We start from the raw sequence: 26,926 nt of genomic DNA, 5'->3' as shown, positions 1-26,926 counted from the left end.
GGTTCGCTCTCTCATAACATGCGGGGCAGGAGATCAACGGGTATCGACGCAATCTCCTGCCCCTCGTCTTGGGGGATGAGTTGACCGCCCCCGACGCACTGCCGTTCGAGCGACGGGCGACGGCGGAAGTGATCACCGCCGGTTGAAAATACCTTCCACCAGGTTGCTGGGGCGCTGCTGCTCGCCCTGCTGCGCGCCGAGCACGATCACAGTTCCGCTGACCACGGGAACCGCCCACTGCAACACCTTCAGCTGCTTCTGGGCCTTCTTCAGCTCCTCCGACGCACCGGGGCGCGGCTCGGTGACGCCCTCGCCGCCCTGCTCGGCCAGCTTCCCCACCTTTGCGCCCAGCACACCCGTGTACGCGGTCAGCCCCATGCCCGCCAGGGTCAGGGCGGTCTTGGTGACCGTGGTGGCGCCCGCGCCCTTCTGCTTGGCCAGGCGGGCCTTGTTGCCGAAGGTCAACCCAATACCGCCGACGGCGTGCGCGACCAGGGCGCCGGTCTGCACCGGGGTCCATTTCGCCCAGCCGATGGTGGACAACCGGGTACGTTCCTTCGGGTCCTTAGCGGCCGCGGCGGCCCCGTTGAGGCCGACGGCACCCATCAGTGAGCCGCCGAACCAGGCAGCCGCGCTGAGGTCGTGAACGGAGCGGGACAAGAGATTGCTGGCCATGAGGAACTCCTCTGAGAACTTGAAACAACGGGACCGCCCATATTAGGCAGCAGCCTTATGACCGGTCTAGCCTCCGGCACGACTATTGCACCCGCCGCAGATCTCGGGTGAGCCGCAACTGCGAGGTGTCCGACATCCGCGGGCTCCGCTCTCACACGCCGCAGAGGGCGCCCCGGGACCTGCCTTAATCCGTTCTGTGGAACTAGAATCGGAATCCGTCTGAAGCCAAGGGGACTGAAAACAATGGCTACTACACACGATCTGCATTCAACCAAGAGCTTGTACCGCACCGTCGACGACGCCATGGCCGCACCGGCCGAGAAGCTGGCCTATGTGGCCCTGCTGGAACCGGACGCCATCGCGGTGGTCGATACCGATGAGTCGTCGCCGAGCTACGGTACGGTGATCGGCCGGTGGGATGCCCCGCCTCAGGAAACTCCGGACGAGTTCCACCATTACGGCTGGAATACGTGCAGCTCCGCCCTGGGAGGTGAACACGCCGGCCACGATGACATGGAGAGGCGATACCTACTGGTGCCGGGCGTGAGGTCGTCGCGGATCTATGTGCTCGACACAGGTCCGGATCCACGCAATCCGCACTTGGTGCGCACCATCGAACCGGAGGAAGTGACCTCTGCCACCGGGTACAGCCGTCCCCACACGATCCACTGCGGCCCGGACGGCGTGTTCGTCAGCGGTCTCGGGTCCGGCAGCGAGGACGGCAACGACGGTCCGGCGGGGATCTTCACCATGGATCATTCGGACTTTTCCATCACCGGCGCCTGGGAGTCCGACCACGGATCGCAGTCCATGGCCTACGACTTCTGGTGGCACCAGGACGCCAAGGTGCTCGTCTCCAGTGAATGGGCGCCACCTCGCCTTTACGAAGACGGTCTTGTGCCCGAGGCGCTCGTGGGGCGGCAATACGGGCACCGGCTGCATTTCTTCGACATGGAGACGCGCAAGCACATTCAGGAGGTCGACCTGGGTGACGAGAACCAGATGGTGCTCGAGCTCAGGCCGTCGCACGATCCGAGGCGAACGTTCGGGTTCGCCGGGGTGGTCATCGACGTCACGGACCTGTCGGGATCCGTGTTCACCTGGTACCGCGACGGCACGGAGTGGAAAGCGCAGAAGACCATCTCGATCCCGGCTGTACCGATGGCCGCCGAGGATCTTCCACCGCTGCTGGCCGGGTTCGGCGCCGTTCCCCCGGTCATCACCGACATCGGCCTGTCCCTGGACGACCAGTACCTGTACGTCGCCTGCTGGGCCACCGGGGAAATCCGGCAGTACGACGTCAGCGACCCGATGCATCCCCGGCTGAACAGCATCGTGGAGGTCGGCGGCATTGTGCATCACACCGATCACAGTTCGGGTAAACCCTGGGGCGGCGGCCCTCAGATGATCGAGATCAGCCGTGACGGGCGCCGCGTGTACTCGACCAATTCGCTGTACAGCACGTGGGACAGGCAGTTTTACCCGGAAGGCATTCCGGGCGCCATGCTCAAGATCGATGTGGACCCGGAAAGTGGCACCATGACGCTCGATCCGAAGTTCCACGTGGAGTTTCCTGCCCGGGCCCACCAGGTACGCCTTGAAGGCGGGGACTGCTCGACCGACACCTTCTGCTTCGTGTAGACCGATCCCGGATCAGGATGCCCATCATTCATGCTCGTGCGCCGGGGGCCGCCCGGGCCGTGAACATTCCAGTCCGTAAAACTGCACCTGGGCGGGCTCCGAGAGCATTATTCGGGACTGAGATGTCGAGGGGCAGTGCGGCTAAACCCTCGTCACCCACACCGCTTCCGCGGCCAGCACGCCCATGCTGACCACGGATGCCGCGGCAGCAGCCACCACCGACACCGCAATCACCCCCGGCGACCCCGAATCCGGCAGCACCCGCAGCCGGGTGCCCGGCACCACGCCCACACCGGCCAGATAGCGCAGCGTGGCCGGGTCATCGTCGGAGACCCGTACCACGGCTACGTCCACCGGGTCCCGCACGTCCGCCAGTTGCACGGCAGTGGGCGCGGCGATCTCTCCGGCCGCCGACGGAATTACGTCTCCGTGCGGATCCGCGGCCGGATGCCCCAGCAGCGCATCGATCCGATCCAGGAACTTCTCCGAGACCGCGTGCTCGAGCACCTCGGCCTCGTCATGGATTTCATCCCATTCGTACCCGAGCTTGGTGGTCAAGAACGTCTCCAGGAGGCGATGCCTGCGCACCATTTTCACCGCAATTGCACGGCCCTCATCGGTCAGCTCGACCACACCGTAGGACGGTCGCGTGACCATGCCCTGCTCGGTCAGCTTCTTGAGTGCTTCGGACACCGTGGACGCCGCCAGCCCCATGCGCGAGGCCAGCGTGGTGGTGGTGACCTTTTGCGGAGACCACTCCCCCAATTGCCAAATGGTCTTCAGGTAGTCCTGGGTGGCGGAACTGAGCTCTGCTGGTTGCACGTGTCCAGGGTATCGGTCCCCCCGGATTAGAATTTGGCGGGCGGTACTCATTTTCGGCCGCCCGTCAGACGCCACGCGCCGCTGTCAGGAGCCCTCATGAGTTCGTCACCGTCCACGCCCCCTCATCACGACGCCGCTTCACCCGGTCTCCCACAACGCCTCGGGATCGGCTGGCGGCTCCACGGGGACGGACGGACCGTGGCCCCCGGTGATGTCGTCACACCGCGCGAGCGACTCGTGTGGCCCCGGACGATCTCGATCGGTGCGCAGCACGTGGTCGCCATGTTCGGCGCGACCTTCCTGGTGCCCCTGCTGACCGGGTTCCCGCCGGCCACCACGCTGTTCTTCTCGGGCATCGGAACCATCCTGTTCCTGGTCCTGACCGCGGGACGTGTGCCCTCGTACCTGGGCTCGTCCTTCGCGTTCATTGCCCCGATCACGGCAGCGATGAACCAGTACGGTCCGGGTGGCGCACTCGGTGGCGTGGTCATGGCCGGTGTGGCGTTGGCGATCATCGGCGTGATCGTGCAGCTGGCGGGCACGGGGTGGTTACAGAAGCTCATGCCGCCCCTGGTCACGGGCACCATCGTGGCGCTGATCGGCTTCAACCTGGCGCCCTCGGCCAAGACGAACTTTATGGAAGCCCCGGTCACCGCCATGGTGACCCTCGGGTCCATCATTTTGATCTCGGTGCTGTTCCGCGGGCTGATCGGGCGGCTGTCCATCCTGCTGGGCGTGGCCATCGGCTACGTCACGGCCGTAGTCCGCGGCGAGGTCGATTTCACCGCGATCAACGCCGCGTGGCAGGAACAGGGACTGTTTGGGCTACCGCAGTTCCACACCCCCGAGTTCCACCTGAGCTTGGCGGGCCTGTTCATCCCCGTGATCCTGGTGCTCGTGGCCGAGAACATCGGGCACGTGAAGTCCGTGGCGCTCATGACCGGTGACGACCTCGACCCCTACGCCGGCCGCGCCATCATGGCCGACGGCCTGGCCACCATCATTGCCGGCTCCGGCGGCGGCTCGGGCACCACCACGTACGCGGAGAACATTGGCGTCATGGCCGCCACCCGTGTCTACTCCACCGCCGCGTACTGGGTGGCCGCGATCGTCGCGATCCTGCTCAGCGTCATGCCCGTGTTCGGCGCCGCCGTGGCCACCGTTCCCCAGGGTGTGCTGGGCGGCGCGGCCACGGTGTTGTACGGCATGATCGGCATGCTGGGTGTGCGCATCTGGGTGCAGAACCGCGTGGACTTCTCCAACCCGGTCAACCTCACCACCGCCGCCGTTGCCATGATCGTGGGCATCGCGGACTACACGTGGTCGGTGTTCGGCCTGGACTTCGCGGGCATCGCCCTGGGCACCGCCGCGACCCTGGTGGTCTACCACCTCATGGCGTTCATTGCCCGCGTTCGCGGCTCCGTGGGCTCCGACCCGCTGACCCCGGACACCTCCAAGACCCCGTCACCTCTGGGCTAGTCAGGCCGACCACTGAACGCGCGGTAGCCGGCAAAGCCGTGAATGACATCTGAGGTAGAGGTTCGCCCTCACACGACGGTGTTTGCTGCAAACCTCTACCTCAGATGTTCAGGTCAGAACGGCAGCTCGATCTTGCGCTCGACCACCCGGCGGATCTCCTCGGAGTTCACCTCGGCCACCGTGGCCGGGGACCACTGCGGGTTCTTGTCCTTGTCCACCATCAGGGCGCGCACGCCCTCCAGGAATTCCTCGGAGCGCGCGGCTGCCGTGGCCATGCTGAGCTCGCGCTCCAGGCAGGAGCGGACGTTATCGTCCTGGGCCCCCGCGTTGAGCAGCTCGAACACGCGAACCAGCGCCGTGGGGCTCATGCCGTCCAGGTCGCTTCCGGCGCGTTCGACAATGGCCTCGAGGCAATCGCCACCGTAGGTTTCCTGAACCTCGTCCCACGTGGTGATGATCTCCGAGGCCGGCGGTTCCTGACCGAACCTGGCGACCGCGGCGGCCACGCCGTCGGAAATGGTCAATTCGACGAACGCCTCGGCATCCGTCGATGCGATGTAGGTGTCCGCCAAACCCAGGGCGATGGCATCGGCACCGTCGAAGCGGGCGCCGGACAATCCCAGGTACCGGCCGAATTCCAGGGAGGTCTCGCGGGCGCCGTCGGCGGTCTCGCGGGAGACACGCGGCAGGAAGTAGCTGGCGCCGATGTCCGTGAAGAAGCCGATTGCCGTTTCGGGCATGGCCATTTGGGTGGTGTCGGAGACAATGCGGTGCGAGCCGTGGACAGAGATGCCCATGCCGCCGCCCATCACAATGCCGTTCATCATGGCCACGTACGGCTTGGGATACTCGGCGATCAGGTTGTCCATGGCGTACTCGGTGCCGAAGGTGTCCTCGACCTCGTCCGAGCGGCCGTCCAGGGCGGCCTCGCGGACCTCCTTGATGTCACCGCCGGCGCACAGGGCCTTGGGCAGCGTGGACTGCATGACCACCTGCGTGATGGCCGGGTCCTTGGCCCAATCCTGAAGGGCCCCGGCGATCTGGTGGTACATGGAACGGCTCAGCGCATTGAGCGCCTTCTCGCGCGTGAGCGTGAGCACTCCGGTGCCGCCCACGATTTCAGCGCGGACAAAGTTCTCCTGAGATGTGGTCATGATCACCACCCTATCGAGACCGACCTCGCAGAACTCAGGATTCCAGTGCTTTACGCAGCGCGCCCAACAGGTCCTTGGCGCGGCGGTCCACGTTCTCCGCCAACATCTCATTGGTGTGGAACGAGAACCCGATTCCGTAGTCCGGCCACGCACCGTGCAGGCACCCACCCGCCCCGGAATGCCCGTAGGCGCGCTCCACAGGACCGTAGGTGTGGATGGGATCCTGCAATTCGTACCCCAGGCCGAAGCGCAGCGGGCGGTCGTTGACGGCATCCAGGCCTTCGGACCATGTGCGGGTGAACAACGCGCGCGTGGGCGCGGACACCAACGCACCGGATTCCACGAGCGAATACGCCCGGGCAATTGAATCGGCCCCGCCAATGGCACCTCCGGACGCCGGACCGGCCGCGTGGAAGGCCCGCGAGTTGGCGGGAAGCTCCTCCCCCATCAGGGCGTCGCCGTACATTCGATCCACGATCGCGCGACGCTCGGGGTCACGCAGGAACGTGCTGATCGCATAGCCGGGCGCACGGAACACGGGCGCCACGCGAGGCTCCAGGGATTCCGGCAGCCCCAGGTAGAGATCCAGCCCGTGGGGTTCCACGATCCGTTCGGCCAGCAGCTGCCCCGCACGCTTTCCGGTGATGCGCAGCATGATGGCCTCCAGCAGGTACCCGAACGTCACGGCGTGATAGGCCACCTTGGATCCGGGTTCCCACACGGGTTCTTGTCGCGCCAGGATCTCGGAATGGGCGCTCAGGTTGAAGAAACTGTCCGTGGGGTCCGGGTCCGTGTAGATCAGGCCCACGGTGTGATTGAGCACCTGCGCCACGGTCACGTTCTCTTTGCCGGCCGCCGCGAATTCGGGCCAGTACCGGGCCACGGGCGCGTTCACATCCAGCACACCATCGTCCACGAGCATGGCCGCCACCGTGGCCACCAGCCCCTTGGTGCCGGAGAACATCACGGCCAGGGTCTCGTCGGCCCACGGAGCCTCCGCCGGATCATCCGGAGACGCACGCCGTTCCTGCGAGCCTCCGTGCAGCCGCACCAGCGGCTCGCCGTCGCGGTACACGCTGAACGACATGCCACCGCACGCCTGTCCCAGGTGCTGCTCGAAGATCTCGCGAATCACCCGCCCCGTGGTGCCTGGCACGTGGGTTTCGGCAATTACGGCGTGCGCGCTTTCAATGGTCATTGTGACACGTCCTTCCAGCGAGGGACCGGTTACAGCGTGGGCACGTGCTCCAGCAGCGACTTGGTGTAGTCATGGCGCGGGTTACGCAGCACGTGATCCGTGGGCCCGTAATCGACCAGGTGCCCCTTCTCCAACACCGCGAGTTTATGGGACACGTGCCGCGCCAAAGCGATGTTGTGCGTCACGAACAGCATGGCCAATCCCCGATCGCGCTGCAGTTCTCGCAGCAGTTCAATTACGGAAGCCTGCACGGACACGTCCAGCGCCGAGGTGATCTCATCGCACACCAACACGGACGGCGCATTCACGAGGGCACGCGCCACCGCCGCACGCTGCCGCTCACCACCGGAGAGCTCGCCCGGCCTGCGGTTGATGTAGCTACGCCCCAGCCGCACGGCGTCCAGGGCGTCGGCCACGGCGGCGCGGCGCTGCTTACGGGACATCCCGCCGCTCATTTCCAGCGGGACCTCGAGCGAGTCCCCAATGCTGCGGCGCGGATTCAGCGACGAGAACGGCGACTGGAAAATGTACTGGATCCGCCGCCGGTCCTCGTTGCTACGCTTGCGCGTCCCGTTGGCGAGCACCTGGCCCGCCAACCGCACCTCGCCCGTGTACGCGCCGTTGAGACCGGCGATACTGCGCGAGAGCGTGGTCTTACCCGATCCGGATTCACCCAGCAGCATGGTCGTCTGGCCTTCAAGCAGGTCGAGATTGATGCCGTCCAGGATCACCGCCGGCCCGTAAGCCAGCCGCAGGTCGCGCACGGCGAGCAACGGTTCATTGTCGGACGTCTGAGCGACCGACGACGCCGCTCGGTCTCGGTCGGTGCGCGCCTCACCCGGCCGGGCGGCGTCGTCATGCCCGTGGTCCCACGGCGCGCGCATCGCGGCGCGGGGGCTGACGGCGGGTCCACCGCCCATGTCGCGTGCACCCTTGAGGTCCGGGACCGCGGCCAGGAGCGTCTGGGTGTACTCGTGCTCGGGCCGGTAGAGGACCTGCTTGGCCGGGCCGCGTTCAACGATCTCGCCGCGGAGCATGACCGCCACGTCGTTGGCGACCTGCGCGACCACGGCGAGGTCGTGGGTGATGTAGAGCCCGGCCACGTCATGCTTGGTGGTCAACTCGTAGACCGTCTTGAGCACCAGGTCCTGGGTGGCCACGTCCAATCCGGTGGTGGGCTCATCCAGGATGATCACGGCGGGCCGGCACGCGAAGGCCATGGCAATGCCGATGCGCTGCTGCTGACCGCCCGAGAGCTGATGGGGGTAGCGTCGCTGGTACTTCTTGGTGCTGGGCAGACCGACTTCTTCGAGCACCTCGGCGACGCGGGCCTCGCGTTGCTTGCTATTGCGCCCGAACTCGTGGATGCGCAGCACCTCGTGGATCTGCTCCCCCACGCGCAGGGCACCGTTGAGTGAGAGCGCCGGATCCTGTGGGACGTAAGCGATCGTACCCCCGCGCAACCTGCGCACCTGTTTTTCGGACAGCGTCAGCAGGTCCATGTTCTGGTCGAAGAACCGAGAGGCGCCCTTGTGGAGCTGGACCGAGCCACCACGCAGTTCCAAACCGGAACGCAAGTGGTTCATGCATGCCAGCGCGGCGGTGGTCTTACCGGAACCGGACTCACCGACCAGAGCGAGAATGCGCCCGGGCGTGAGGTCGAAGGTGACGTCCTTGAGGATCGATTCCCCGCCGTGGACCCCCACGTTCAGGTCCCGCACGGAAATGGCCGTGGCCACCGTGGCCTTGGGAACGGTAGTTGTGGTGGGCATTTACTTGTCCTTCCGCGCGGAACCGGTGACGCGGCCCGCGGAGGCACCCGACACGGCGTCGGCAATGAGGTTGGTGCCCACGGTGAGGACGGCGATCGCGACGACCGGCAGGATCACACCCCACGGCTGGAGCGAGAGAGCAATGCGGTTCTCGTTGATCATCAGGCCCCAGTCCGCGGTGGGTGGCTGCATACCCAGGCCCAGGAACGACAGCGATGCCACCGCGCCAATGGAATACGTCATGCGCAGGCCCATCTCGACCATGAGCGGGCCCATGATGTTGGGGACCACGTCCCGGCCCAGGATCTTCCACTGGGGCACCGCGTACATCTGGGAGGCGAGCACGTAATCTTCCGCAACCACCCCGGAGGTGGCCGAGCGGATCACGCGAGCCACACGCGGGGCGTGGGTGACGCCGATGACCACCACGAGCACCCAGCCCTGCGGGCCGAGCACGGTGATGGCGAGCATGGCGAAGACCAGCTGCGGAATGGCCAACAGCACGTCACCGGTGCGCATGATGACCGAATCCAGCCACCCCCCGCGGAAGGCAGCGAGCATGCCGAGGACGGTTCCCAGCCCCACGCCCAGCAGTGTTGCCAGGGCCGAGTACAGCAGCAGCCGCCAACCACCCTCGAGGAACCGGGACAGCACGTCGCGGCCCAGGTTGTCCGTGCCGAAAATGTCGTACTGGAACGGTTTTCCCGCGTAGGAGGTGGGGCCGTAACCGGTCCACGCGGGCACCACGAACGGTCCGGCAATGGCAATCAGGAGCACCAGGCCGGTCAGTACCAGGCCGAACTTGGCCTCTGGTTGGGAGAGGAACCTACGGAAGAAGGAGACCGGGCGAGCATCCCCGCGCGACTCCGCCGGTTCGAAACTCGCTGCGGAAGGGGTGACGGGAGTGTCCGGCGTCACCGGTTGCTGGTTCTGCGCGCTCATGTGTTGGACTCCGTCCGCAGCTTGGGATTGGCCAGGATGCCGATCACATCCGCAATGAGGTTCACGACCACGTAGAACGCGGCAATGATCATGGACAACGCTTGGACCACCTGCACGTCACGGATCCGGACCGCGTCCACCATGGCCTGACCCAGACCGGGATAGCGGAAGAGGAACTCGACCACCACGATGCCACCGGCCAACCAGGCCAGCTGCATGGCCACGACCTGGGCCACCGGACCGATCGCGTGGGGCAGCGCGTGCTTCATGATCACCTGGCGTTCGGGCACACCCTTGAGCCGGGCCATCTCCACGTAGCCGGAATCGAGCACGTCCAGCATGGTGGTCCGGGTCATGCGGATCATGTACGGGACCACCACGAGCACCAGGGTCAGTGCGGGAAGAACCAACTGCAGCGGGTAATCCCACACCCGGGTTCCCGGGGCCGCCATGGTCACGGATGGCAACAGCTGGAACACCGTGGTGGACAGCAGCGTGGTCAACGCAATACCGATCACGAATTCGGGCAACGCCGCCAACACCAGGGAAAAACCCGTCAGCGTGTGGTCCGTGGTGCGGCCGCGGCGCATGGCGGACCAGGTGCCGAGCAGCACACCCACCGGGATGGAGATGACCGCGGCAATGATCATCAGCAGCACCGAGGCCGAAACCTTCTGCCCCAGCAGCTCATTGACCGAACCGCCCGTGGCCGCCGAGGTTCCCAAATCACCCACCAGCAAGCCACCCAGCCACGTGAAGTACCGCTCGTACCACGGGTCGTTGAGGTTGAGCTGTTCGCGCAGTGCCGCGAGGCGTTCCGGTGTGGCCTGTTGACCGAGGATCGCCTGCGCCGGGTCACCGGGTAGCAGCAGCGTGAAGATGAAGACGAGCACGGATACCGCGAGCAGCACGAAGACCGAGATGCCCAGGCGTTTGAGAATCATGCGTCCCACGGGTTACTCGCTTTCCTCGGCGACCCAGAGCAGGCGGAACTGGAACCCGCTCACGGGCATGCCCGCGCGGTGTTCGATCGCTCCGCCCACGTACCTCTGGTACGCGTCCGCTTGGTTGAAGAATCCCCACACGATGTAGCCGCCGTCGTTGTGGAGCGTTTCCTGTGCCTGTGCCACCAGTCGGTTGCGTTCATCGTCGTCCAGGGTGGCGCGTGCCGTGTTGTACAGGTCGATGAATTCCGGATCCGCCCAGTGCGTCTCGTTGAAGGGCGCGTCCGGGACCGTGCCGTTGGCCGTCTGGGGCAGAAAATTCCGGGTGTACCAGAAGTCCTGAGAGAAGGGGTACTGCAGATAGCCGTCACCGAAGAACGTGGTGGTGTCCACGCGGCGCAGGCTCACGTTGATGCCCGCCTCCGACGCCTGTTCCGCAAAGACCTGAGCGGACTCCACGGCTCCGGCCTGGATCGGTGCGGTGACCATTTCCACGTCCAGCCCGTCCGGGTAGCCGGCATCGGCCAGCAGTTGCTTGGCCTTCTCGATGTTCCGAGTGCGCTGCGGCAGCTGCGGGGTTCCAGGATCGAACGGTGCGTACATGTCGTTGCCCACGGTGCCGTGTCCGGAGAAGACCTGCTCCACCATTTGTTCGCGATCCACCACGAGCTTGAACGCCTCGCGCACGCGGGGGTCGTCGAAGGGCTCCACATCCACGCGCATGGTGAACGGCAACCAGCTACCGGTTTCGGACATGACGGTGTAGATGCGCGGGTCGGTTCCCACCACGTCCACGAGCGCCAAGGGAAGCTGACCCACCACGTCCACCTGCGTGGAGAGCAGTGCGTTGACCAAGGCATCCTCGTCGTTGAAGTTCACCATGTGCACCTCGTCCAGCAGGGGTGCGTCTCGCCAGTAGTTCCGATTGGCCTTGAGGACCGTGAGCTGACCCGGTTCGAACAGTCCCAGGCTGAAGGCGCCGGTTCCGACCGGGTTGGCCGGGTCGTAATTCTCGGGCACGATCCCCATGGAATACTGCGCCGTGGAGTCGATGAACATGGCGTCCGGCTCGGACAGTTCGAAGCGCACGGTGTAATCGTCCACGGCCACGGACTTGGCGAGGCTCGCCAGACCAGAGGCACCGGCCTTGGGGTCGGCGGGATCCGTGACGCGGTCGTAGGTGAACACCACGTCCGCCGCCGTCAGCGGTCTGCCGTCGTGGAACGTGACATCCTTGCGCAACCTGAAGATCCAGGCTCGCCCGTCCTCGACGGGCTCCGCGCTTTCGGCCAGCGCCGGGACGGGCTCGTACTCCTCGTTGAACTCGTACAGCGTGTCGTAGAGGTTGAGCACGCGTCCGGCATCGGCGGTACCCACGGGAATGTGGGCGTCCACGCTGTCCGCCGCGCCGCCGCCCGCGAGACCCACCCGAAGGATTCCGCCCGGTTCAGGGGCGCCCGTGGCTTCCGTTCCCGAGAAGGCCTGCTGGGTGTTGGTTCCGCAGCCGGCCAGGGCGAACACCGCGGCCGTGGCCCCCGCGCCCAGGAAACCGCGGCGGGACAACGCACGACGCCGCTCGGCCGAGGCCCGGGTTGCTCGTTGCCCTCGGTGTTGGTCCGGAGCCGGATGTGGATAGGGTTTTGCGCTCATATTTCCTCGCAGTTGAGACACGACGGTGTGAGACTCCTGGCGAGCGCTCGTTGGGGGGAGCGCGCCGTGGCGCAACCGAACAGGGGGCGCCGGTGGGAAAGAGATAAGCAGCTACGGGATCTTGCTGAGGCAGCCGATCCACCGCGAACGGACGCAGCCCACCGGTTGACGAACCGGGCCGCGGGCGGGGTCAAGGTGATGCATCTCCGCCTCCGTTCACTCGTGGGCGGCGCTACCCGGAGCCGAGCTCACGAGTCAATAGCGCCGCATGTTTCGCGTACCTATGACCTTAGAAACATCACACGTGTGAGTCAAAGCTCACACGCATACTTACGCGGTGCGTGGTGGCCACTGTCCGCGGTCCGCCAACACCCGGGTGAGGACATCCCCGCGGTCGGTCACGATCCCGTCGGCACCGATGTCCAACAAGCGGCGCATTTCGTGGGCGTCGTTAATGGTCCACACGTGCACGGCCACGCCCACGCGGTGGGCCACCTCGATGAACTTGGGGGTCACCACCGACACCGGAAGGTTCCGCCCGCCCGGCAGGGAGAGGTCGTACGTCACGGGCAGTTGGACGGCGTTGAAGTCCGCCACCTTGACTCTCCACGCCCTGGTCATCAGCGACCAGAGGAGGGTCGCGATTCTGGGTGAGGCCTTGTCCGTCACACGGGCCGCCTTGGAGAGGATCGTGAGTCCCGCGCAGCCAATGGTTCCCGCCGAGGTGAGCGGGCGCTTGCCGGTGAGCCTGTGGATGTTCTCGAGCGTGCGGCGTCGCCGGTGCTCGGAGAATGAGGTCACCCGCACGCGGTCCACGGCGTTCTCCTGGGCGAGCACGCTCGGCAGCGCGGCGACCGAGGGTTCGTCCTTGACGTCGATATTGAAGTGCAGCTGCGGCAGTTCACGCAGCAGTTCGGACAGCGTGGCCAGCGGTTCCGTACTGCCGATGCGCACATCTTGCAGCTCGGACCAGGGAGTATCACAGACGTCACCGGATGAGTCGGTCACCCGATCCAGGGTGGGGTCGTGAAAGGCCAGCACCACGCCGTCAGACGTGGTGTTCACGTCCGTCTCGACCCACACGAATCCGAGGTCCGCGGCCGCGCGAAACGCGCGGAGGGTGTTCTCATGGCCGTCCAGCGAGAAGCCACGGTGGGCAAGGGCGGCGGGCTGATCAGCAACTGACATGTACTAAACAGTAACTTGTCGGTCGCCGTTTCCGGTTAGGCATGATTCAAGTAGTTCTCAATGACCTGGGCCACGCCATCCTCGGCGAAGGGCGGTGCCGTACGGCCCACCGCGGTGACGACCCCCGGATGCCCGTCCGCCATGGCGTACCCGTGACCGGCCCACGTGAGCATTTCCAGGTCATTGGGCATGTCGCCGAAGGCCATCACGTGCTGACTCGTGATGCCGCGCTCCGCGGCGTATCGCTCCAGCGTGCGGGCCTTGGTCAGCCCGCGCTGCCCGATTTCCACGAGCGGGGCCGCGGCCACGGAGTGGGTGACGGCAAGCCGCCCATCGACCAGCTCACGCACGTGCTCGAAGTACTCACTGGGTACGGCACCGTCCAGCTTGGCCAGCAGCTTGACCACGCCGACACCCCGGGGCAGACACTGCCTGATGGGTGCCTCTTCCACGGGAAAGATTTCCATGCGGTCGCTGCGGGACCACCCGGGGTCGGTGAAGACCCGCTCCAGGGTCTCGGCGGCATAGAGGGTCCGGGGGAACAGCTCGCTGATCTCCCCCATGATTCCGAATGCGTCTCGCACGTCGAACAGGCTGGTTTCAACTACGCGTTCGGTGGGCAAGTCGTACACCACGGCCCCGTTGGAGCAAATGACCACCCCCACGTTCTCCAGCTGTTCATGGAGCGGATGAAGCCACCGTTTGGGACGCCCGGTCACGAACACCACGTGGATCCCGGCGTCCCGTGCGGCGGTAATGGCCTCAACGGTGCGCGGCCGGAAGCGAAAATCGGGTCCCAGAACCGTCCCGTCCAGATCGCTCGCGATCATTCGTACGGGTTGTTGGGGCGTCTCCTCGCTACTTCCGACCGCCACTGGAGCGCTACTTGACTTCGTACACGGGGGTCAAGAAAGCGCGCGCGATCCCGTGGAAGAACAGGTTGAAGTTCACCACGGCGGGGCTGGCGTTCTCATCCACGTCCAGTTCAGCCACGTCCACGGCGGTCACGCACAGGATGTAGCGGTGTGCTCCGTGACCTTCGGGCGGGGCTGCACCCAGAAATTCGTCGGTGCCGCCGTCGTTGCGGTGCTTCACGGCACCTTCCGGCGGGTTCGACGCCGCGCCGGTCGCCAGTTCCATGACGGAGGCCGGGATATTGGACACGCACCAGTGCCAGAACCCACTGGGTGTGGGGGCGTCGGGGTCATACATGGTCACCACGTAGGACTTGGTGCCCTCGGGTGCGCCCGACCAGGACAGTTGCGGGGAGATGTCCTCGCCGCCGGCGCCCATGATTCCGGAGACCTGCGGGGTCGCCATGGTCTCACCCTCGGTGACATCCGTTGAGGTCAGAGTGAACGTGGGAAGGTCGGGCAAGTCTGCGTAGGGTTCGCGCTCGAGCATCGGTGTTCCTTTCGTTGAACGATTCGTACTCACGGACACTGTGTTGCCGACGGCGCTCGATCGCCTCCCAGCGAGAGCTTGCCGTAGCGGCCGGCCGCCCAGGAGCGGCCGGTGCGTCAGTTCTTCGGCAGATCGTCCTTGATCGGGAGGTCCGCCCCGGAACGGGAAACGGTCACCCCCGCGGCGGCGGCGGCGTAGCGCAGGATCTCCCGCACCTCATCCTTGTCCAGCTCGTCCACGCCACGGCGAGCATCGGCTCCGGTGAGACCACGATCGGTCAGGGCGGAGATCAGGGCGGCCATGAACGAATCCCCGGCCCCCACCGTGTCCACCACGTCCACTCGGGCCGCGGCGGTGTCCACACCTTCGCGTCCCGTGCCGCGGCTGACCGCCCAGGGACCCAGCGGCCCGCGGGTCACGACCACCAGGCGCGCGCCCGCTTGCAACCATGCCCGGGCGCTGTCCTCGACGGGGCGGTTCGGATAGAGCCACAGCAGATCTTCGTCCGAGGCCTTCACGATGTCCGCGGACGCCACAATGGCCTCCGCACGAGCGCGGGCATCCGAAGAATCCGGAATGATGGTGGGCCGGCAATTGGGATCGTAAGAAATCAGGGCGTGGTCATGGGCGCGCTCCACCGCCTTGCGGACCAGGGTCGCGCCGGGTTCGAGCATCGCACCGATGGAGCCCACGTGCAGCAGGCCGGTCTCGCCGAGGAGCTGATCGATCTGGTTGTCTGAGACGTCCAAGGACCAATCCAGCTGGAAGTCGTACGTTGCGGCGCCGGTCTGATCCAGCGTGGCCTGCGCGACCGAGGTGGGCTTGGAATCCGGGCTGAACGGCAGGCTCACCTTATTGTCCCGCAGGTGAGCGGCCACTTGTTCGCCGTACTCGTCCTGACCGTAACGGCCCAGGAACTGTACCGACTGACCCAAGCGCGCAAGGCCCACGGCCACATTCATGGGGCTTCCGCCCACGTGCGCGCGGGGTGCTTCACCCTTGCGCGAGACCACATCCACGAGAGCTTCACCGATCACCGTCAACATGGCTCCACGGTAGCAAAGGCGGCCGCCACGAAGGGGGTACCGCGGCGGCGTCGTCACCTAATGAGATACGCACGCGAGGGGTGCGCGAGCCACGTACACTGACGTACGACGAACCGCCTCATCCCTACGGGGCGCCATCACGCTAGACCGCACAACGAAGCGCGGCACAACACGGCCCCCACGACGAAGTCCGGGTCGAGGAAGAAGGATGCTGATGAGCACCACCTGGTCCGATCGAGAAGCACTTGCCGAAGCACTGGTCCCCCTGGTGGGCCGTTTGCACCGCGAGAACAAGGTGGTCACCACCGTGTTCGGCCGGTCACTGGTTCACAAGTCCGTCACCGAGATCATCAAAGCGCACCGCTTCACCCGCCGCATCCTGGGGGAAGAGCTGCCATTGAAGGACACCCTCGACATCGTCGAGACGCTGACCAAGCTCCAGCTGGGTACGTGCAACATCGACGTGGCCAAGCTGGCCCAGGGGTACCAGGAATCCGGTGGCACCGACCTCGAGGCGTACTTGCGTGAGCGGCTGGCTTCCGTGGTTGATCTCCAGGGTGAGAACGAACCCGAGTCTCAGGACGTGGTGCTCTACGGCTTCGGTCGCATCGGCCGTCTGCTGGCCCGCATCCTCATCAACCGCAACGACGGAACCGGCCTGAACCTGCGCGCCGTGGTGGTCCGCAAGAAGCCGGGCAACGACCTGGTCAAGCGCGCTTCTCTGCTGCGCCGAGACTCCGTGCACGGCCCGTTCGACGGCACCATCACCGTGGACGAAGACCAGAACATCATCACCGCCAACGGTGTGGCCATTCAGTTCATTTACGCGGGCTCCCCGGCCGAGGTGGACTACACCGAGTACGGCATCGACAACGCCCTGGTGGTCGACAACACCGGCGCGTGGCGTGATGAAGAGGGACTTTCCCAGCACCTTCAGTCGAAGGGGGTCGCCAAGGTCCTGCTGACCGCTCCCGGTAAGGGCGAACTCAAGAACATTGTGTGCGGCGTGAACGACAAGGACATTGTGGCCGAGGACAAGATCCTCTCCGCAGCATCCTGCACGACCAACGCCATCACCCCGGTCGTCAAGGTTCTCAACGACCAGTACGGCATCAAGCAGGGTCACGTCGAGACCGTTCACTCGTACACCAATGACCAGAACCTCATTGACAACTGGCACAAGGGTGACCGCCGCGGCCGCTCCGCAGCGCTGAACATGGTCATCACCGAAACCGGTGCGGCCAAGGCCGTGGCCAAGGCCCTGCCCGAAATGAAGGGCAAGCTCACCGGCAACGCCATCCGCGTGCCAACCCCGGACGTCTCCATGGCCATCCTCAACCTGCAGCTCGAGAATGCCCCCGAGACCGCGGACGAGGTCAACGCGTTCCTCAAGGACATCTCCTTGAACTCCGGGCTGCGCAAGCAGATCGACTACGTGGACTCCCCGGACGTCGTCTCCACCGACCTGGTCGGTTCCCGCCGCGCCGGCGTGGTGGACGGGCTGGCCACCATCGTCAACAACAACTCCCTGGTGCTCTACGTCTGGTACGACAACGAGTTCGGCTACTCCTGCCAGGTGGTGCGCGTTCTCGCACGCATGGCCGACATCGCCATGCCGCAGCTACCGTAGGCTCCCCAACCACCGACGACGCCGCCCCGGCCACCTTTCGCACGAACGGTGACCGGGGCGGCGTCGTCGGCTGGAATGCACAACTCAGGGGCCGCTGGACCCCTGCCGCGCACCCGGTGCATTGTTAGAACCCTTCTGGGCGTGACCAGGGGTTCCAACGACGCATGAGGTGTACACGACCTCGCCATCGACCCGTTCAATGGTCGGGTGCAGACCCACCTTGCGCGCCACACGTTCGGATGCGCCATGACCGGGAGAAATGTGCGCGGTGAAGTGCGCAATGTCATCTGCCCGCAGCAACCCCGCCATCGCCGACGCCGCTTCGGTCGCGTAACCGCACCCCCACCACCGGGTGCCGATCACCCAGGCGAGATCCGCGGACCGTTCAGTTCGCCGGATCGTGGCCTGCACATATCCAATGGCTTCTGCCGTGGCCGCCGATCGCACGATCCAGTTACGCCATTCTTCGGCCCCGTCCGGTGAGGTTCCCGTGACCTGGAGCGCGTACCGTGCGGTGAGTTCCTCGAGCGTGGGTGGCCGGCCGCCCGTGAACTCGTAGAGCGCTGGATCTCCGAGCACCTCGAGCATTTCTGAGGCGTGATCGACGCGCAGCGGTTCCAAGGTCAAGCGAGTGGCACATCCCATGGCCTGTTAGAACCTTCCTTTCCACGTGGTGCATGGTTGGAACCCTATTGCGCGTGACCAAGGGTCCCAACGACGCATGAGGTGTAGGCGAAGGCTCGGGCGGCACCTGTGACGTGGTCGCGGCAGCGCCTGGAGGGCGCCGCAGGATCGAGACCGTTCAGCTCTACTCCGCTGGGGTTCCGCCGGAGGGCTTGACCTCACCAATGGCGTTGAGGCCGAACATCGGGGTCCCGTTGACGCGGTGGTCGCCCACAATGCGCGCTTTGTACATCGTGGGGTTGTGGGTGGCCACCGTGCGCGCGTTGCGCCAGAAGCGGTCCAGGGACTTGGATCTGCCCACAGCGGAGGCGCCGAGCAGGTCGAAGATCCCGTCGGTGACGTCGCGCACCAGTTCCGGGACAACCACCTGCGCGTGCGCCACCGGCACCTCACACGCGTTGGTCAACTCCTGGGGGTTGGCGAGAAGGGGCTCGCCCCCGAGCACGCCGATGGCGGCGTCGAGCTCACGGGCCGCCTGAAGAACAATGGCCCGCGCGGCGGCAGTCTTGGCACCGAGCTCACCCACGCGCTGCAGAATCTGCGGATCCTCGCACGCGACAGATCCCGTGCCGGTGTTGAAACCGCGGGTGCGCGAACGCACCAGGTGCACGCCCTCGTCGATCGCGGCCTTGGCAATGCCGGCCTCGACGGCGAGGAGCACGAGCTGGAACACGGCGGTCTCCTGGGTGGCCCGACCGTCGCGGTTGCGCACGTGGTCCGCCGGAACCCTGACCCCACGGAAGTGGGTGGTGCCCGTTCCGGTGAGTTGCTGGCCGAAGCCGTCCCAGTCATCGAGCAGTTCAATGCCGTCCCACGAGGTTTTCACCAGCGCGTGCGAGCGCTCCTCCAGACCGGGGATCTGGGCGGTGACCTGGATCCAGTCGGAGAAGATGGAGCCGGTCGAGTAGTACTTGGTGCCGTTGAGTTCCCACTCGCCGTCGGTGGTCCGGGTGAGTGTGGTGGCCGCGGTGCCCAGGGCCGCACCGGATCGCTCGGTCGCGGCATTGCCCACGGTCTCACCGTCGGCAATGCGTGGGAACCAGACGTCGGATTCGTCGGAGCCGAGACTCGCAATGAATCCCAGGTGTGAGCGGTACACGTGTGCCACGTTGGAGTCGGCGGCGGCCAGAGCGATCAGCAACTCGGCGACCTGCTCCAGGCTGGCACCGTAGCCGCCCCGCGAGCGCGGGACCGTGAGCGCGCCGAAACGCCGTTCATTGAGCCATGCGAACTGCTCGAACGGAAGGATCCGTTGTTGTTCGCGTTCCACAGCCCCGCCGGCAATGCGGTTGAACACCGGCTGGAACACGTCGAAGAGGTCGCGGGTGCTCAGGGGCTCCGCCACGTCCAGCTGATGTTTGGTGGGGGCCAACTGTTCTGTGGTCCGGGTATCGATACTCATCTTCTCGGGTGTCCCTCGCGTTCTGTCGCGATGCTCCGCACCGTCGACCGAGAGCAGCCCGGCGCACGGGCGTGACCGTGCGAACCGCGGGAGCTGAAAAGCTGTCCATCGGTCGTGGCGGAAGCACCGTCCCGGTATCCGGGTGGTTGCTGCGGCGTTGACGAGCCACGTCTCTCGGCCGCTCTTGATGGCGTTACGGGTTCAGGCCATCACGGGCTCAGAACGACTGTCAACACACGTGACGTTCTATGACCGCCAGAACGCCCCGGTCACCCGGGACAGCGCATGAAGGTCGTCCACGTGGGCGAGTTCGCGGGCGGAGTGCATCGACAGCAGTCCCACGCCCACATCCAGCGTGCGCATACCCAGCCGGGTGGCCGTAATCGGTCCGATGGTGGAACCGCACGGCACGTTGTTGTTCGAGACGAACTGCTGATAGCTCACCCCGGCGCGCTCGCACGCGTCCGCCCACAGCCCCGCACCCACGGCATCCGTGGTGTACCGCTGATTGGCGTTGATCTTGAGCAGCGGCCCGGCACCGGGTTCCGGGGTGTTCACGGGGTCGTGGTGCCCCCGGTAATTGGGGTGCACCAGGTGCCCTGCGTCCGCGGACAGGCACACCGATGCGGATAAGGAGCGCCGGTAATCGTCCTGCGATTCGCCCCGCGCCGCACTGACCCGGACCACAACGTCCTCCAGGAACGGACCGGCCGCGCCCGAGCGTGTGGCGGAGCCGACCTCCTCGTGGTCGAATGCGGCCAGCATCGAGATCTGCAACGCGGAATCGAGGTCCTCGGCACTTTCGACCATGGCGTGCAGCCCGGCGTACACGGAGGACAGGTTGTCCAACCGACCGCTGGCGAGCAGTTGCCGCCGCTGCCCGATCAGCTCCGGCCTCTGCGTGTCCGCGAGCACCACGTCGTAACCGACGATGCGCTCCGGGGTCACCGATGCCTCGACCGTGTCCGCGAGCAACCCCAGCACATCGGCGTCCTGAACCGACCCGGTCCCCCAGATGGGTTGCACGTGCTGTTGCTTGTCGAGCTTAAGACCCTCGTTGGCCGCGCGATCCAAATGGATGGCGAGTTGTGGAATGCGCGCGATGGCCTCGGTCGAGCACAGGTGCTGCGAGAGTTCACCGTTCTCATCGCGGACCACGAGCCGCCCGGCCAGGCGCAGATCCCGGTCCAGCCACGAGTTCAACAACACCCCGCCGTAAACCTCCACCCCGGCCTGGTACCAGCCGTGGGACACCGTGGTGGGTTTGGGTTTGAGCTTGAATCCGGGTGAATCCGTGTGGGCGCCCAGAATTCGGTAGCCGACCCCCGGGCGAAGATTGCGCGGGGCCACCCATGCGACCAGCGCGCCGTCACGAATCGTGAAGTGCCTCCCGGCGACGTCGCTCCAGGCCTCGGTCTCGTTCAGTTGCGTGAATCCTGCTCCGCGCAGCAGCTGCGCCGCGGCCTCGACCGCGTGGTAGGAGCTGGGCGATGCCATGACGTAATCGCCCAGCGCGCGGGCGTAGCCGAACGGGGCACGGTGAGAATCCAAATCAGAAACGCAGTGTGGGGCCATGCAGCACAGTCTAGGGAGTGCGGTCCTGGTTGCTGGAAGAACCGCCCCCGCGGGGTCCTTGGTTCGGGCTCGTCGTCTTGCGCACGTCCAGCAGGCCCACCGGGCGCCCCTGACCGTCCTGGACCGTGTACGGGCCGTACTGCTCGGGCAGGGAGAGGTAGTTATGGGTGCGGGGATCCACCACGAATGCCGCGAGTTCGGAGCCGTTCTGGCTGACCACGAGTGGCCGCTGAGCGAGCGAGGGCAACCGCGGCCGGGGCGGCAGGATGATGGTGCGGGAGGTGGCAATCCGCGCCTTGCGCGCCATCCGGAACACGACCACAAGGAATATCCCGTTGATCGCAAGCGTGAAGAGGACTTCGATGGGCCCGCCGCTCGTATCGTTGAGGTCCGCCAGCCCGACCATGGCCATGAGTGTGACCGTGCAGTTGTTGACCACGTGGAGGGCGACCGCCGCTTCCAGCCCACCGGTACGCCACGTGAGCACCCCCATGGTGATCGCCATGATGGCAATGGCGGTCTGTCCCCAAACGTCGTAGAGGTGCCCGGCGACGAACAGCGGCACCGGCAGGAGAATGGCCCATGCCGGGTGCTTCAGCCACCGGCCCACCGTCTGCATCAGATAACCGCGGAAGACCAGTTCCTCCGCAAAACACTGAATGGGCACCAGCACCACCACCATGAGCAGCAGCCAACCCCACTGGGGCGCCACGGTGAATTCTATTGCCTCGCCGCCGGCCATGAGGTCGAGCAGGATGGACAGGCCATTGACGATCACGAAAATGGCCAAGGCCGCGAGTCCGCACCGGAGCAGCCACTTCCAGCGCAACCGCCCCGTCACCGAGTGGAGCAGCCCCAGGGGCCGCGGACCCATGATCCATCTGGCCAGGTACGCCGCCGGTGCCAGCAGCGCGACTGACCCGAATAGGAAGAAGAAGATCAACGGATCCAGCTGGTTCACGCCGGTCACGTCATCGAGCTCCATGGGGTTGTCCATGAACAGGATGATCGGAATGGCGAACAACACCGACAGGACGAGGAACAAGAAGAACAGGATGGCGCCCTCGACGAGCGGCTTCCACCATGCGTGGTTCCGATCCGCCCGGCCCAGCCGGTGATACGCCAGCGTGCGCAGCTGTTCGGGCGGTACCGGGGACGGCGCGGGTGGCTTGCTCCAAGGCGCGGGATGCTGGCTCATGGTCCCACGCTATCGGTCGCCGGTGCGCGGTGCGGTCATTGTCACGGGCGTGTGCAGCGGACGTGTGTCCCTACACCGCGTAACGGTCCACGAACGCCGCCAGGATTTTCTTGGGCTGATCCACCTCGGGGCCGTCCTTGACCCGGTCGATGACGGTGTGGGTGTCCTCCGGCCGGAAGTACCCCAGATCCTTGTAGGCGACCACCCGGTTGATCAGACCCTGCGGATCGAGTTCCGGGTGGAACTGGGTGGCGTAGAGATTTTGTTTGATCCGGTACATCTGCACCTCGCACACGGTTCCGGTGGCCAGCAACACCGCATTGGCGGGCAGCGATCGCGTGCCTTCCTTGTGCCCCACGTACGCGGTGAACTCCCCCGGCAGGTGGCACAGCAAGGGGTCCTTGGCGCCCTTATCGGTAACCGTGACGGTGATCGGCCCCACCTCTTCGCTGCGGGTGCGGTCCACCACCGCCCCCTGGTGGGTTCCCAATGTGCCCACGCCGTAGCAGGCGCCCAGGAACGGGAAGTCACGGGCCACCACCTCGTCCAGGAGAGCGCTGATCCATTCCTCGGCCCGGTGCTGCGTGGCCGATTTCTCCTCCGCAGGATCCGATGAGTTGAAGGGCGAGCCGCCCACAATGATTCCGCTGTACTTGTCCAGCTCCAACTGCGGAACCGGGCCCTTCTCCAGTCGCACGTGTTCGAGTTGGGATTCCTGCAGGCCACCGAAACGCAGCACGGCATCATATTCCTCCAGTGCCACATCGTTTTCGGGCCGGGTGGCCAGCAGTACAAACGGTTTCATGACCTCATCGTAAGCACCGTTCCGGCACCCGCCTCGCGCGCGCCGGTGTGCGTCACGCCTTGTTGTGCCTTACAGCCGAATGACACCTGGTTTCGGTTCTGAAAACTCCGGCTCACCCCCTTGACTTCCGTCTTGTGATCCAGTTCACTATCTTCATATGGAATTTAGATTTCACATAGCGAAAATATGGGGAATGCAATGACGCTCAGCGAGTTCAACGACACGGATCGACGGACGGCGGTGGAGACCGTTCGTCCCGCTCTGGACATCCAGCGCTGGATCGAGGAGATCGTGGCCGGCCGGCCGTACGACACCATCGACGACGTCCTGGCCGCCGCCCGCGATGCCGCTCACCCTTTCACGGACGCAGAGCTCGACCAGGCGTTGTCGCACCACCCCAAGATCGGCGAGCGCGCCGCCGGGGAGTCCAAAGAAGCCGATCTCTCCCGCAACGAGCAGGCCGGGCTGGGTGAGTCCACGGCGGACCTCAACGCCGAGCTCGCCCGGGGCAACGCCGAGTACGAAGAGCGCTTCGGCCAGGTCTTCCTGATCCGTGCCGCCGGCCGTTCATTGCCCGAGATTTTGTCAGAACTGCAGCGCCGCCTGCAGAACACCCCGGAAGACGAGCGCACCGAAGTTGCCGAGCAACTTCGTCAGATTGCACTCCTCCGCATCGAAGGGATCCTGTCATGAGCTTCATATCCGCACACGTTCTTGATTCCGTGCACGGCTGCCCAGCCCAGGGAATCGACGTCACGCTCCTCACCGGCGAAGGCCAAGAACTTGGCACCGCCACCACCAATGAGGACGGCCGAGTCACCGAACTCGGCCCAGAGACCCTGGAGTCCGGCCATTACCGGATCATTTTCGCAACCGAGCCGTACTTTGCCGGGCGCGAGCTTGAGACGTTCTATCCGTTCGTCTCAGTGGATTTCTCGGTGCGACAGGAGCAGGGCCACTACCACGTGCCCTTGCTGCTGAGCCCGTTTGCGTATTCCACATACCGCGGCAGTTGACCCAGGAGCCGACCCCGTCGACGATTGCCGATCCACTCAGACAGCACACTCAATTTCCTCACAGGAGTAGATCACGATGACCGAAGTAGTTCTCGGAAAAAACCAGTACGGCAAGGCGCAGAACCACGTGGTGCGCATCAACCGTGACAACGACCGCCACATCATTCGCGACCTGGTGGTCACCTCCCAGTTGCGCGGTGACCTGACCGAGGTGCACACCAAGGGCGACAACGCCCATTGCGTTCCCACCGACACCCAGAAGAACACGGTGTTTGCGTTTGCCCAGCAGTACGACATCAAGTCCCCGGAGGACCTGCTCCTCAAGCTCTCCGATCACTTCACGGGCGAGTTCGAGTGGATCACCGGCGGCCGTTGGGCAGCGGACGAATATCGCTGGGATCGCATCAATGACAATGACCACTGCTTTGTCCAGAACAAGCAAGAAGTCCGCACCTCCGTGCTCGTCACGGACGGTGACAAGAAGACCGTGATCTCCGGTTTCAAGGACCTCACCGTCCTGAAGTCCACCGAGTCCGGTTTCGAGGGTTACCCCAAGGACCAGTACACGACCCTGCAGGAAACCACGGACCGCATCATGTCCACGGACGTGGCGACCCGCTGGCGGTACAACACTACCGATGTCGACTTCGACGCTGTGTACGAGGACGTCAAGAACATCATGCTCACCAAGTTCACCGACCACTACTCCCGTGCGTTGCAGGAAACCTTGTATCTCATGGGCAAGGCCGTCATCGAGGCTCACCCGGAAATCGACGAGATCAAGTTCTCGTGCCCCAACAAGCACCACTTCGTCTATGACCTGAGCTTCTGCGACCTGGAGAACAACAATGAAACCCACTACGCGGCTGATCGTCCGTTCGGCCTGATCGAGGCCACCGTGCAGCGCAAGGGCGCTGCCGAGGACGAGCACGCCTGGATGGGCATCACCGGCTTCTGCTGAGCCATCTGCTCCACCACCGATGTGTCCCCGCTTCTTGAGGCCAGGGCGGGGACACGCCGGCTCACTCATTTCTAGGAAGGCTTCCCAATGTCACAAACCGCTACGACCGAGGTCAAGCGGCCCGAGGACGAGTACCTCGGCGCGGGTCCGAGCTTGGGCTACGGATTCCAACACGTTCTGACCATGTACGGCGGCATCATTGCTCCGCCGTTGATCGTGGGTGGCGCAGCCGGTCTGTCCACCAACGAGCAAGCGCTCCTGGTCGCTTGCTGTCTGTTCGTCGGCGGCCTGGCAACCGTGCTCCAGTCCTTCGGCATCAAGTTCTTCGGTTCCCAGTTGCCTCTGGTCCAGGGCACCTCGTTCGCCGGTGTGGCCACCATGACCGCAATCGTCAACGGTGACGGCGGGATACAGGCGGTTTTCGGCGCGGTGATGGCATCAGCGGCCATTGGCTTCCTGATCGCGCCGTTCTTCGCGCGCATCATCAGATTCTTCCCGCCCGTGGTCACCGGCGTGGTCATCACGACCATTGGTCTGTCCTTGTTCCCCGTGTCCGCGCAGTGGGCCATGGGCGGAGCCGCCGTCGCGAATTCCGGGGATGAGAACGCGATCTTCAAGAACGTTTGTCTGGCCGGTGCCACACTGTTGATCATCACGCTCCTGTCCAAGGTGCGCAGCGCGATCGTCTCACGACTGTCCATCCTGTTGGGCATCGTCCTGGGCACGCTCTTCGCCTTGGCCATCGGCATGGCCGACTTCTCCCGAGTCACGGACGGCGCCGTGTTCGCCCTCCCCGAGCCCCTCGCGTTCGGCCCGCCCACCTTCCAGCCCGCGGCCATCATCTCGATGACCATCGTGGTGCTGGTGATCCTCACGGAAACCACCGCGGACATCATTGCCGTGGGCGAGATCGTGGACACCACGGTGGACCGCCGTCGAATCGCTGACGGTCTGCGTGCGGACATGGGTGCGTCCTTCTTGGCACCGCTGTTCAACGGCTTCACCCAGTCCGCGTTCGCGCAGAACGTCGGCCTGGTCGCCATCACCGGCGTGAAGAGCCGATTCGTGGTCACCGCCGGTGGCCTGATCATGCTGGTCCTGGGCCTGCTGCCCATCCTGGGTCGGGTGGTGGCCGCGGTTCCCATGCCGGTCCTCGGTGGCGCGGGCATCGTGCTGTTCGGCACCGTGGCCGCTTCCGGTATCCGCACCCTGGGCAAGGTCAAGTACCAGGGCACGCCCAACCTGGTGATCGTCTCGACCGCCATCGGTATCGGCATGCTCCCGATTGCCGCTCCGGAGATCTACAGCGGCTTCCCCGCGTGGTTCGAGACCATCTTCCACTCCGGTATCTCCTCCGCCGCCGTGGCAGCCGTGCTGCTGAACATCCTGTTCAACGAGATCAAGCTGGGTAACCCGCCCAAGGGCCAAGGATCGGTCTTCACCGCGGCACCACCCCGCTACGTTCGACTTGAGTCGCTCGAGCACCTGCAGGGATCGCTGCGCGAGGGCGACACCATCAAGAACGGCAAACTCGTGGACTCCGAGGGTAAAGAAGTTCCCGCCATCACGGCGTCGGGCGAGGTTATTCAGGCCCCGGTCGTGCAGAATCGCTCCGGGTCCTCGACCAACGATCACTAGCCAGGACAACGACGCCGCTCGCGACCATCGAGCGCGAGGGCACCGAGCGGTGTCGTCGCCCTACAAAAAATCTCGCGGCTGCCAGGCCCCCACCGGAGCCTG

At 65.2% G+C, this 26,926-nt stretch carries 24 protein-coding genes and 1 riboswitch; of the genes, 7 read left to right on the top strand and 17 right to left on the bottom strand.

Annotation, left to right across the window (positions count from 1 at the left end; translation table 11 throughout):
• Positions 1-132: 132 nt before the first annotated feature.
• On the bottom strand, positions 133-675 hold the full coding sequence (locus tag AC3ENJ_RS11800; RefSeq protein WP_431814199.1) for a hypothetical protein: 543 nt from the start codon (positions 673-675) through the stop codon (positions 133-135).
• A gap of 243 nt (positions 676-918) precedes the next feature.
• Here AC3ENJ_RS11800 and AC3ENJ_RS11795 point away from each other — a divergent pair, with 243 nt between their 5' ends.
• Positions 919-2,316, top strand: coding sequence for a selenium-binding protein SBP56-related protein (locus AC3ENJ_RS11795; RefSeq protein ID WP_431814198.1), 1,398 nt, complete (start codon positions 919-921; stop codon positions 2,314-2,316).
• 141 nt (positions 2,317-2,457) lie between these two features.
• Here AC3ENJ_RS11795 and AC3ENJ_RS11790 read toward each other — a convergent pair whose 3' ends face one another.
• Positions 2,458-3,138 carry a metal-dependent transcriptional regulator gene (locus AC3ENJ_RS11790; protein ID WP_431814197.1) on the bottom strand — a complete coding sequence of 227 codons (681 nt, stop codon included), beginning with the start codon at positions 3,136-3,138 and terminating at the stop codon, positions 2,458-2,460.
• Between the two features lie 96 nt (positions 3,139-3,234).
• Between AC3ENJ_RS11790 and AC3ENJ_RS11785 the strand changes: the two genes are divergently transcribed.
• A complete protein-coding gene (locus AC3ENJ_RS11785; protein ID WP_431814196.1) occupies positions 3,235-4,617 on the top strand; it encodes a uracil-xanthine permease family protein in 1,383 nt (460 codons plus the stop codon).
• A 113-nt stretch (positions 4,618-4,730) separates the two neighbouring features.
• Here the strand turns inward: AC3ENJ_RS11785 and AC3ENJ_RS11780 are convergent, their stop codons facing one another.
• The 10 genes from AC3ENJ_RS11780 to AC3ENJ_RS11735 form a co-directional block, all read right to left on the bottom strand.
• The gene (locus AC3ENJ_RS11780; protein ID WP_431814195.1) at positions 4,731-5,771 is read right to left on the bottom strand and encodes an enoyl-CoA hydratase/isomerase family protein; all 1,041 of its coding nucleotides are present in this window, start codon (positions 5,769-5,771) and stop codon (positions 4,731-4,733) included.
• A gap of 34 nt (positions 5,772-5,805) precedes the next feature.
• On the bottom strand, positions 5,806-6,969 hold the full coding sequence (locus AC3ENJ_RS11775) for a serine hydrolase domain-containing protein (RefSeq protein ID WP_431814194.1): 1,164 nt from the start codon (positions 6,967-6,969) through the stop codon (positions 5,806-5,808).
• Positions 6,970-6,998: 29 nt separating this feature from the next.
• Complete coding sequence (locus AC3ENJ_RS11770; protein WP_190807973.1) at positions 6,999-8,741, bottom strand: ABC transporter ATP-binding protein; 1,743 nt, start codon at positions 8,739-8,741, stop codon at positions 6,999-7,001.
• The gene (locus tag AC3ENJ_RS11765; protein ID WP_431814193.1) at positions 8,742-9,683 is read right to left on the bottom strand and encodes an ABC transporter permease; all 942 of its coding nucleotides are present in this window, start codon (positions 9,681-9,683) and stop codon (positions 8,742-8,744) included.
• The gene (locus tag AC3ENJ_RS11760) at positions 9,680-10,627 is read right to left on the bottom strand and encodes an ABC transporter permease (protein ID WP_223841420.1); all 948 of its coding nucleotides are present in this window, start codon (positions 10,625-10,627) and stop codon (positions 9,680-9,682) included. Before AC3ENJ_RS11760 ends, AC3ENJ_RS11765 begins: the two co-directional genes overlap by 4 nt.
• 12 nt (positions 10,628-10,639) lie before the next feature.
• The gene (locus AC3ENJ_RS11755; protein ID WP_431814192.1) at positions 10,640-12,277 is read right to left on the bottom strand and encodes an ABC transporter substrate-binding protein; all 1,638 of its coding nucleotides are present in this window, start codon (positions 12,275-12,277) and stop codon (positions 10,640-10,642) included.
• Positions 12,278-12,607: 330 nt separating this feature from the next.
• Complete coding sequence (locus AC3ENJ_RS11750; RefSeq protein WP_431814191.1) at positions 12,608-13,465, bottom strand: glycerophosphodiester phosphodiesterase family protein; 858 nt, start codon at positions 13,463-13,465, stop codon at positions 12,608-12,610.
• A 35-nt stretch (positions 13,466-13,500) separates the two neighbouring features.
• Positions 13,501-14,295: an HAD family hydrolase gene (locus AC3ENJ_RS11745; protein ID WP_190781951.1), complete on the bottom strand. Its 795-nt coding sequence runs from the start codon at positions 14,293-14,295 to the stop codon at positions 13,501-13,503.
• A gap of 52 nt (positions 14,296-14,347) precedes the next feature.
• Positions 14,348-14,869 (bottom strand): YbhB/YbcL family Raf kinase inhibitor-like protein, encoded by a 522-nt coding sequence (locus AC3ENJ_RS11740; protein ID WP_190781952.1) that lies wholly within the window; start codon positions 14,867-14,869, stop codon positions 14,348-14,350.
• Positions 14,870-14,985: 116 nt separating this feature from the next.
• Positions 14,986-15,915, bottom strand: a complete 930-nt coding sequence (locus AC3ENJ_RS11735) for a carbohydrate kinase family protein (RefSeq protein WP_431814190.1) — start codon at positions 15,913-15,915, stop codon at positions 14,986-14,988.
• A gap of 214 nt (positions 15,916-16,129) precedes the next feature.
• Between AC3ENJ_RS11735 and AC3ENJ_RS11730 the strand changes: the two genes are divergently transcribed.
• Positions 16,130-17,545 carry a glyceraldehyde-3-phosphate dehydrogenase gene (locus AC3ENJ_RS11730; protein ID WP_431814189.1) on the top strand — a complete coding sequence of 472 codons (1,416 nt, stop codon included), beginning with the start codon at positions 16,130-16,132 and terminating at the stop codon, positions 17,543-17,545.
• 84 nt (positions 17,546-17,629) lie between these two features.
• Here AC3ENJ_RS11730 and AC3ENJ_RS11725 read toward each other — a convergent pair whose 3' ends face one another.
• The 5 genes from AC3ENJ_RS11725 to AC3ENJ_RS11705 form a co-directional block, all read right to left on the bottom strand.
• Positions 17,630-18,190: a GNAT family N-acetyltransferase gene (locus AC3ENJ_RS11725; protein WP_431814188.1), complete on the bottom strand. Its 561-nt coding sequence runs from the start codon at positions 18,188-18,190 to the stop codon at positions 17,630-17,632.
• A gap of 163 nt (positions 18,191-18,353) precedes the next feature.
• A complete protein-coding gene (locus AC3ENJ_RS11720) occupies positions 18,354-19,631 on the bottom strand; it encodes an acyl-CoA dehydrogenase family protein (RefSeq protein WP_431814187.1) in 1,278 nt (425 codons plus the stop codon).
• 102 nt (positions 19,632-19,733) lie between these two features.
• Positions 19,734-19,825, bottom strand: a riboswitch (SAM riboswitch).
• Between the two features lie 52 nt (positions 19,826-19,877).
• Positions 19,878-21,206: a M18 family aminopeptidase gene (locus tag AC3ENJ_RS11715; protein ID WP_431814186.1), complete on the bottom strand. Its 1,329-nt coding sequence runs from the start codon at positions 21,204-21,206 to the stop codon at positions 19,878-19,880.
• A gap of 10 nt (positions 21,207-21,216) precedes the next feature.
• The gene (locus AC3ENJ_RS11710) at positions 21,217-22,404 is read right to left on the bottom strand and encodes a CPBP family intramembrane glutamic endopeptidase (protein WP_431814185.1); all 1,188 of its coding nucleotides are present in this window, start codon (positions 22,402-22,404) and stop codon (positions 21,217-21,219) included.
• Between the two features lie 70 nt (positions 22,405-22,474).
• Complete coding sequence (locus AC3ENJ_RS11705; protein WP_431814184.1) at positions 22,475-23,209, bottom strand: glutamine amidotransferase; 735 nt, start codon at positions 23,207-23,209, stop codon at positions 22,475-22,477.
• A 198-nt stretch (positions 23,210-23,407) separates the two neighbouring features.
• On the opposite strand from AC3ENJ_RS11705, the gene uraD reads away from it, so the two are divergent.
• The 4 genes from uraD to AC3ENJ_RS11685 all read left to right on the top strand — a co-directional run bounded on the left by uraD (position 23,408) and on the right by AC3ENJ_RS11685 (position 26,824).
• The gene (gene uraD, locus AC3ENJ_RS11700; protein ID WP_431814183.1) at positions 23,408-23,902 is read left to right on the top strand and encodes a 2-oxo-4-hydroxy-4-carboxy-5-ureidoimidazoline decarboxylase; all 495 of its coding nucleotides are present in this window, start codon (positions 23,408-23,410) and stop codon (positions 23,900-23,902) included.
• Entirely contained in the window at positions 23,899-24,225 is a 327-nt protein-coding gene (gene uraH, locus AC3ENJ_RS11695; protein WP_095797655.1) for a hydroxyisourate hydrolase, read from the top strand. Before uraD ends, uraH begins: the two co-directional genes overlap by 4 nt.
• Before the next feature lie 76 nt (positions 24,226-24,301).
• Entirely contained in the window at positions 24,302-25,186 is an 885-nt protein-coding gene (gene pucL, locus AC3ENJ_RS11690; RefSeq protein ID WP_431814182.1) for a factor-independent urate hydroxylase, read from the top strand.
• Between the two features lie 87 nt (positions 25,187-25,273).
• Positions 25,274-26,824 (top strand): nucleobase:cation symporter-2 family protein, encoded by a 1,551-nt coding sequence (locus tag AC3ENJ_RS11685; RefSeq protein WP_431814181.1) that lies wholly within the window; start codon positions 25,274-25,276, stop codon positions 26,822-26,824.
• Positions 26,825-26,926: the final 102 nt, after the last annotated feature.

The sequence above is a fragment of the Kocuria sp. cx-455 genome, from assembly GCF_057707085.1.
The sequence above is the reverse complement of the archived record's forward strand: the minus strand, read 5'-3'. Positions and strand labels throughout refer to the sequence as shown.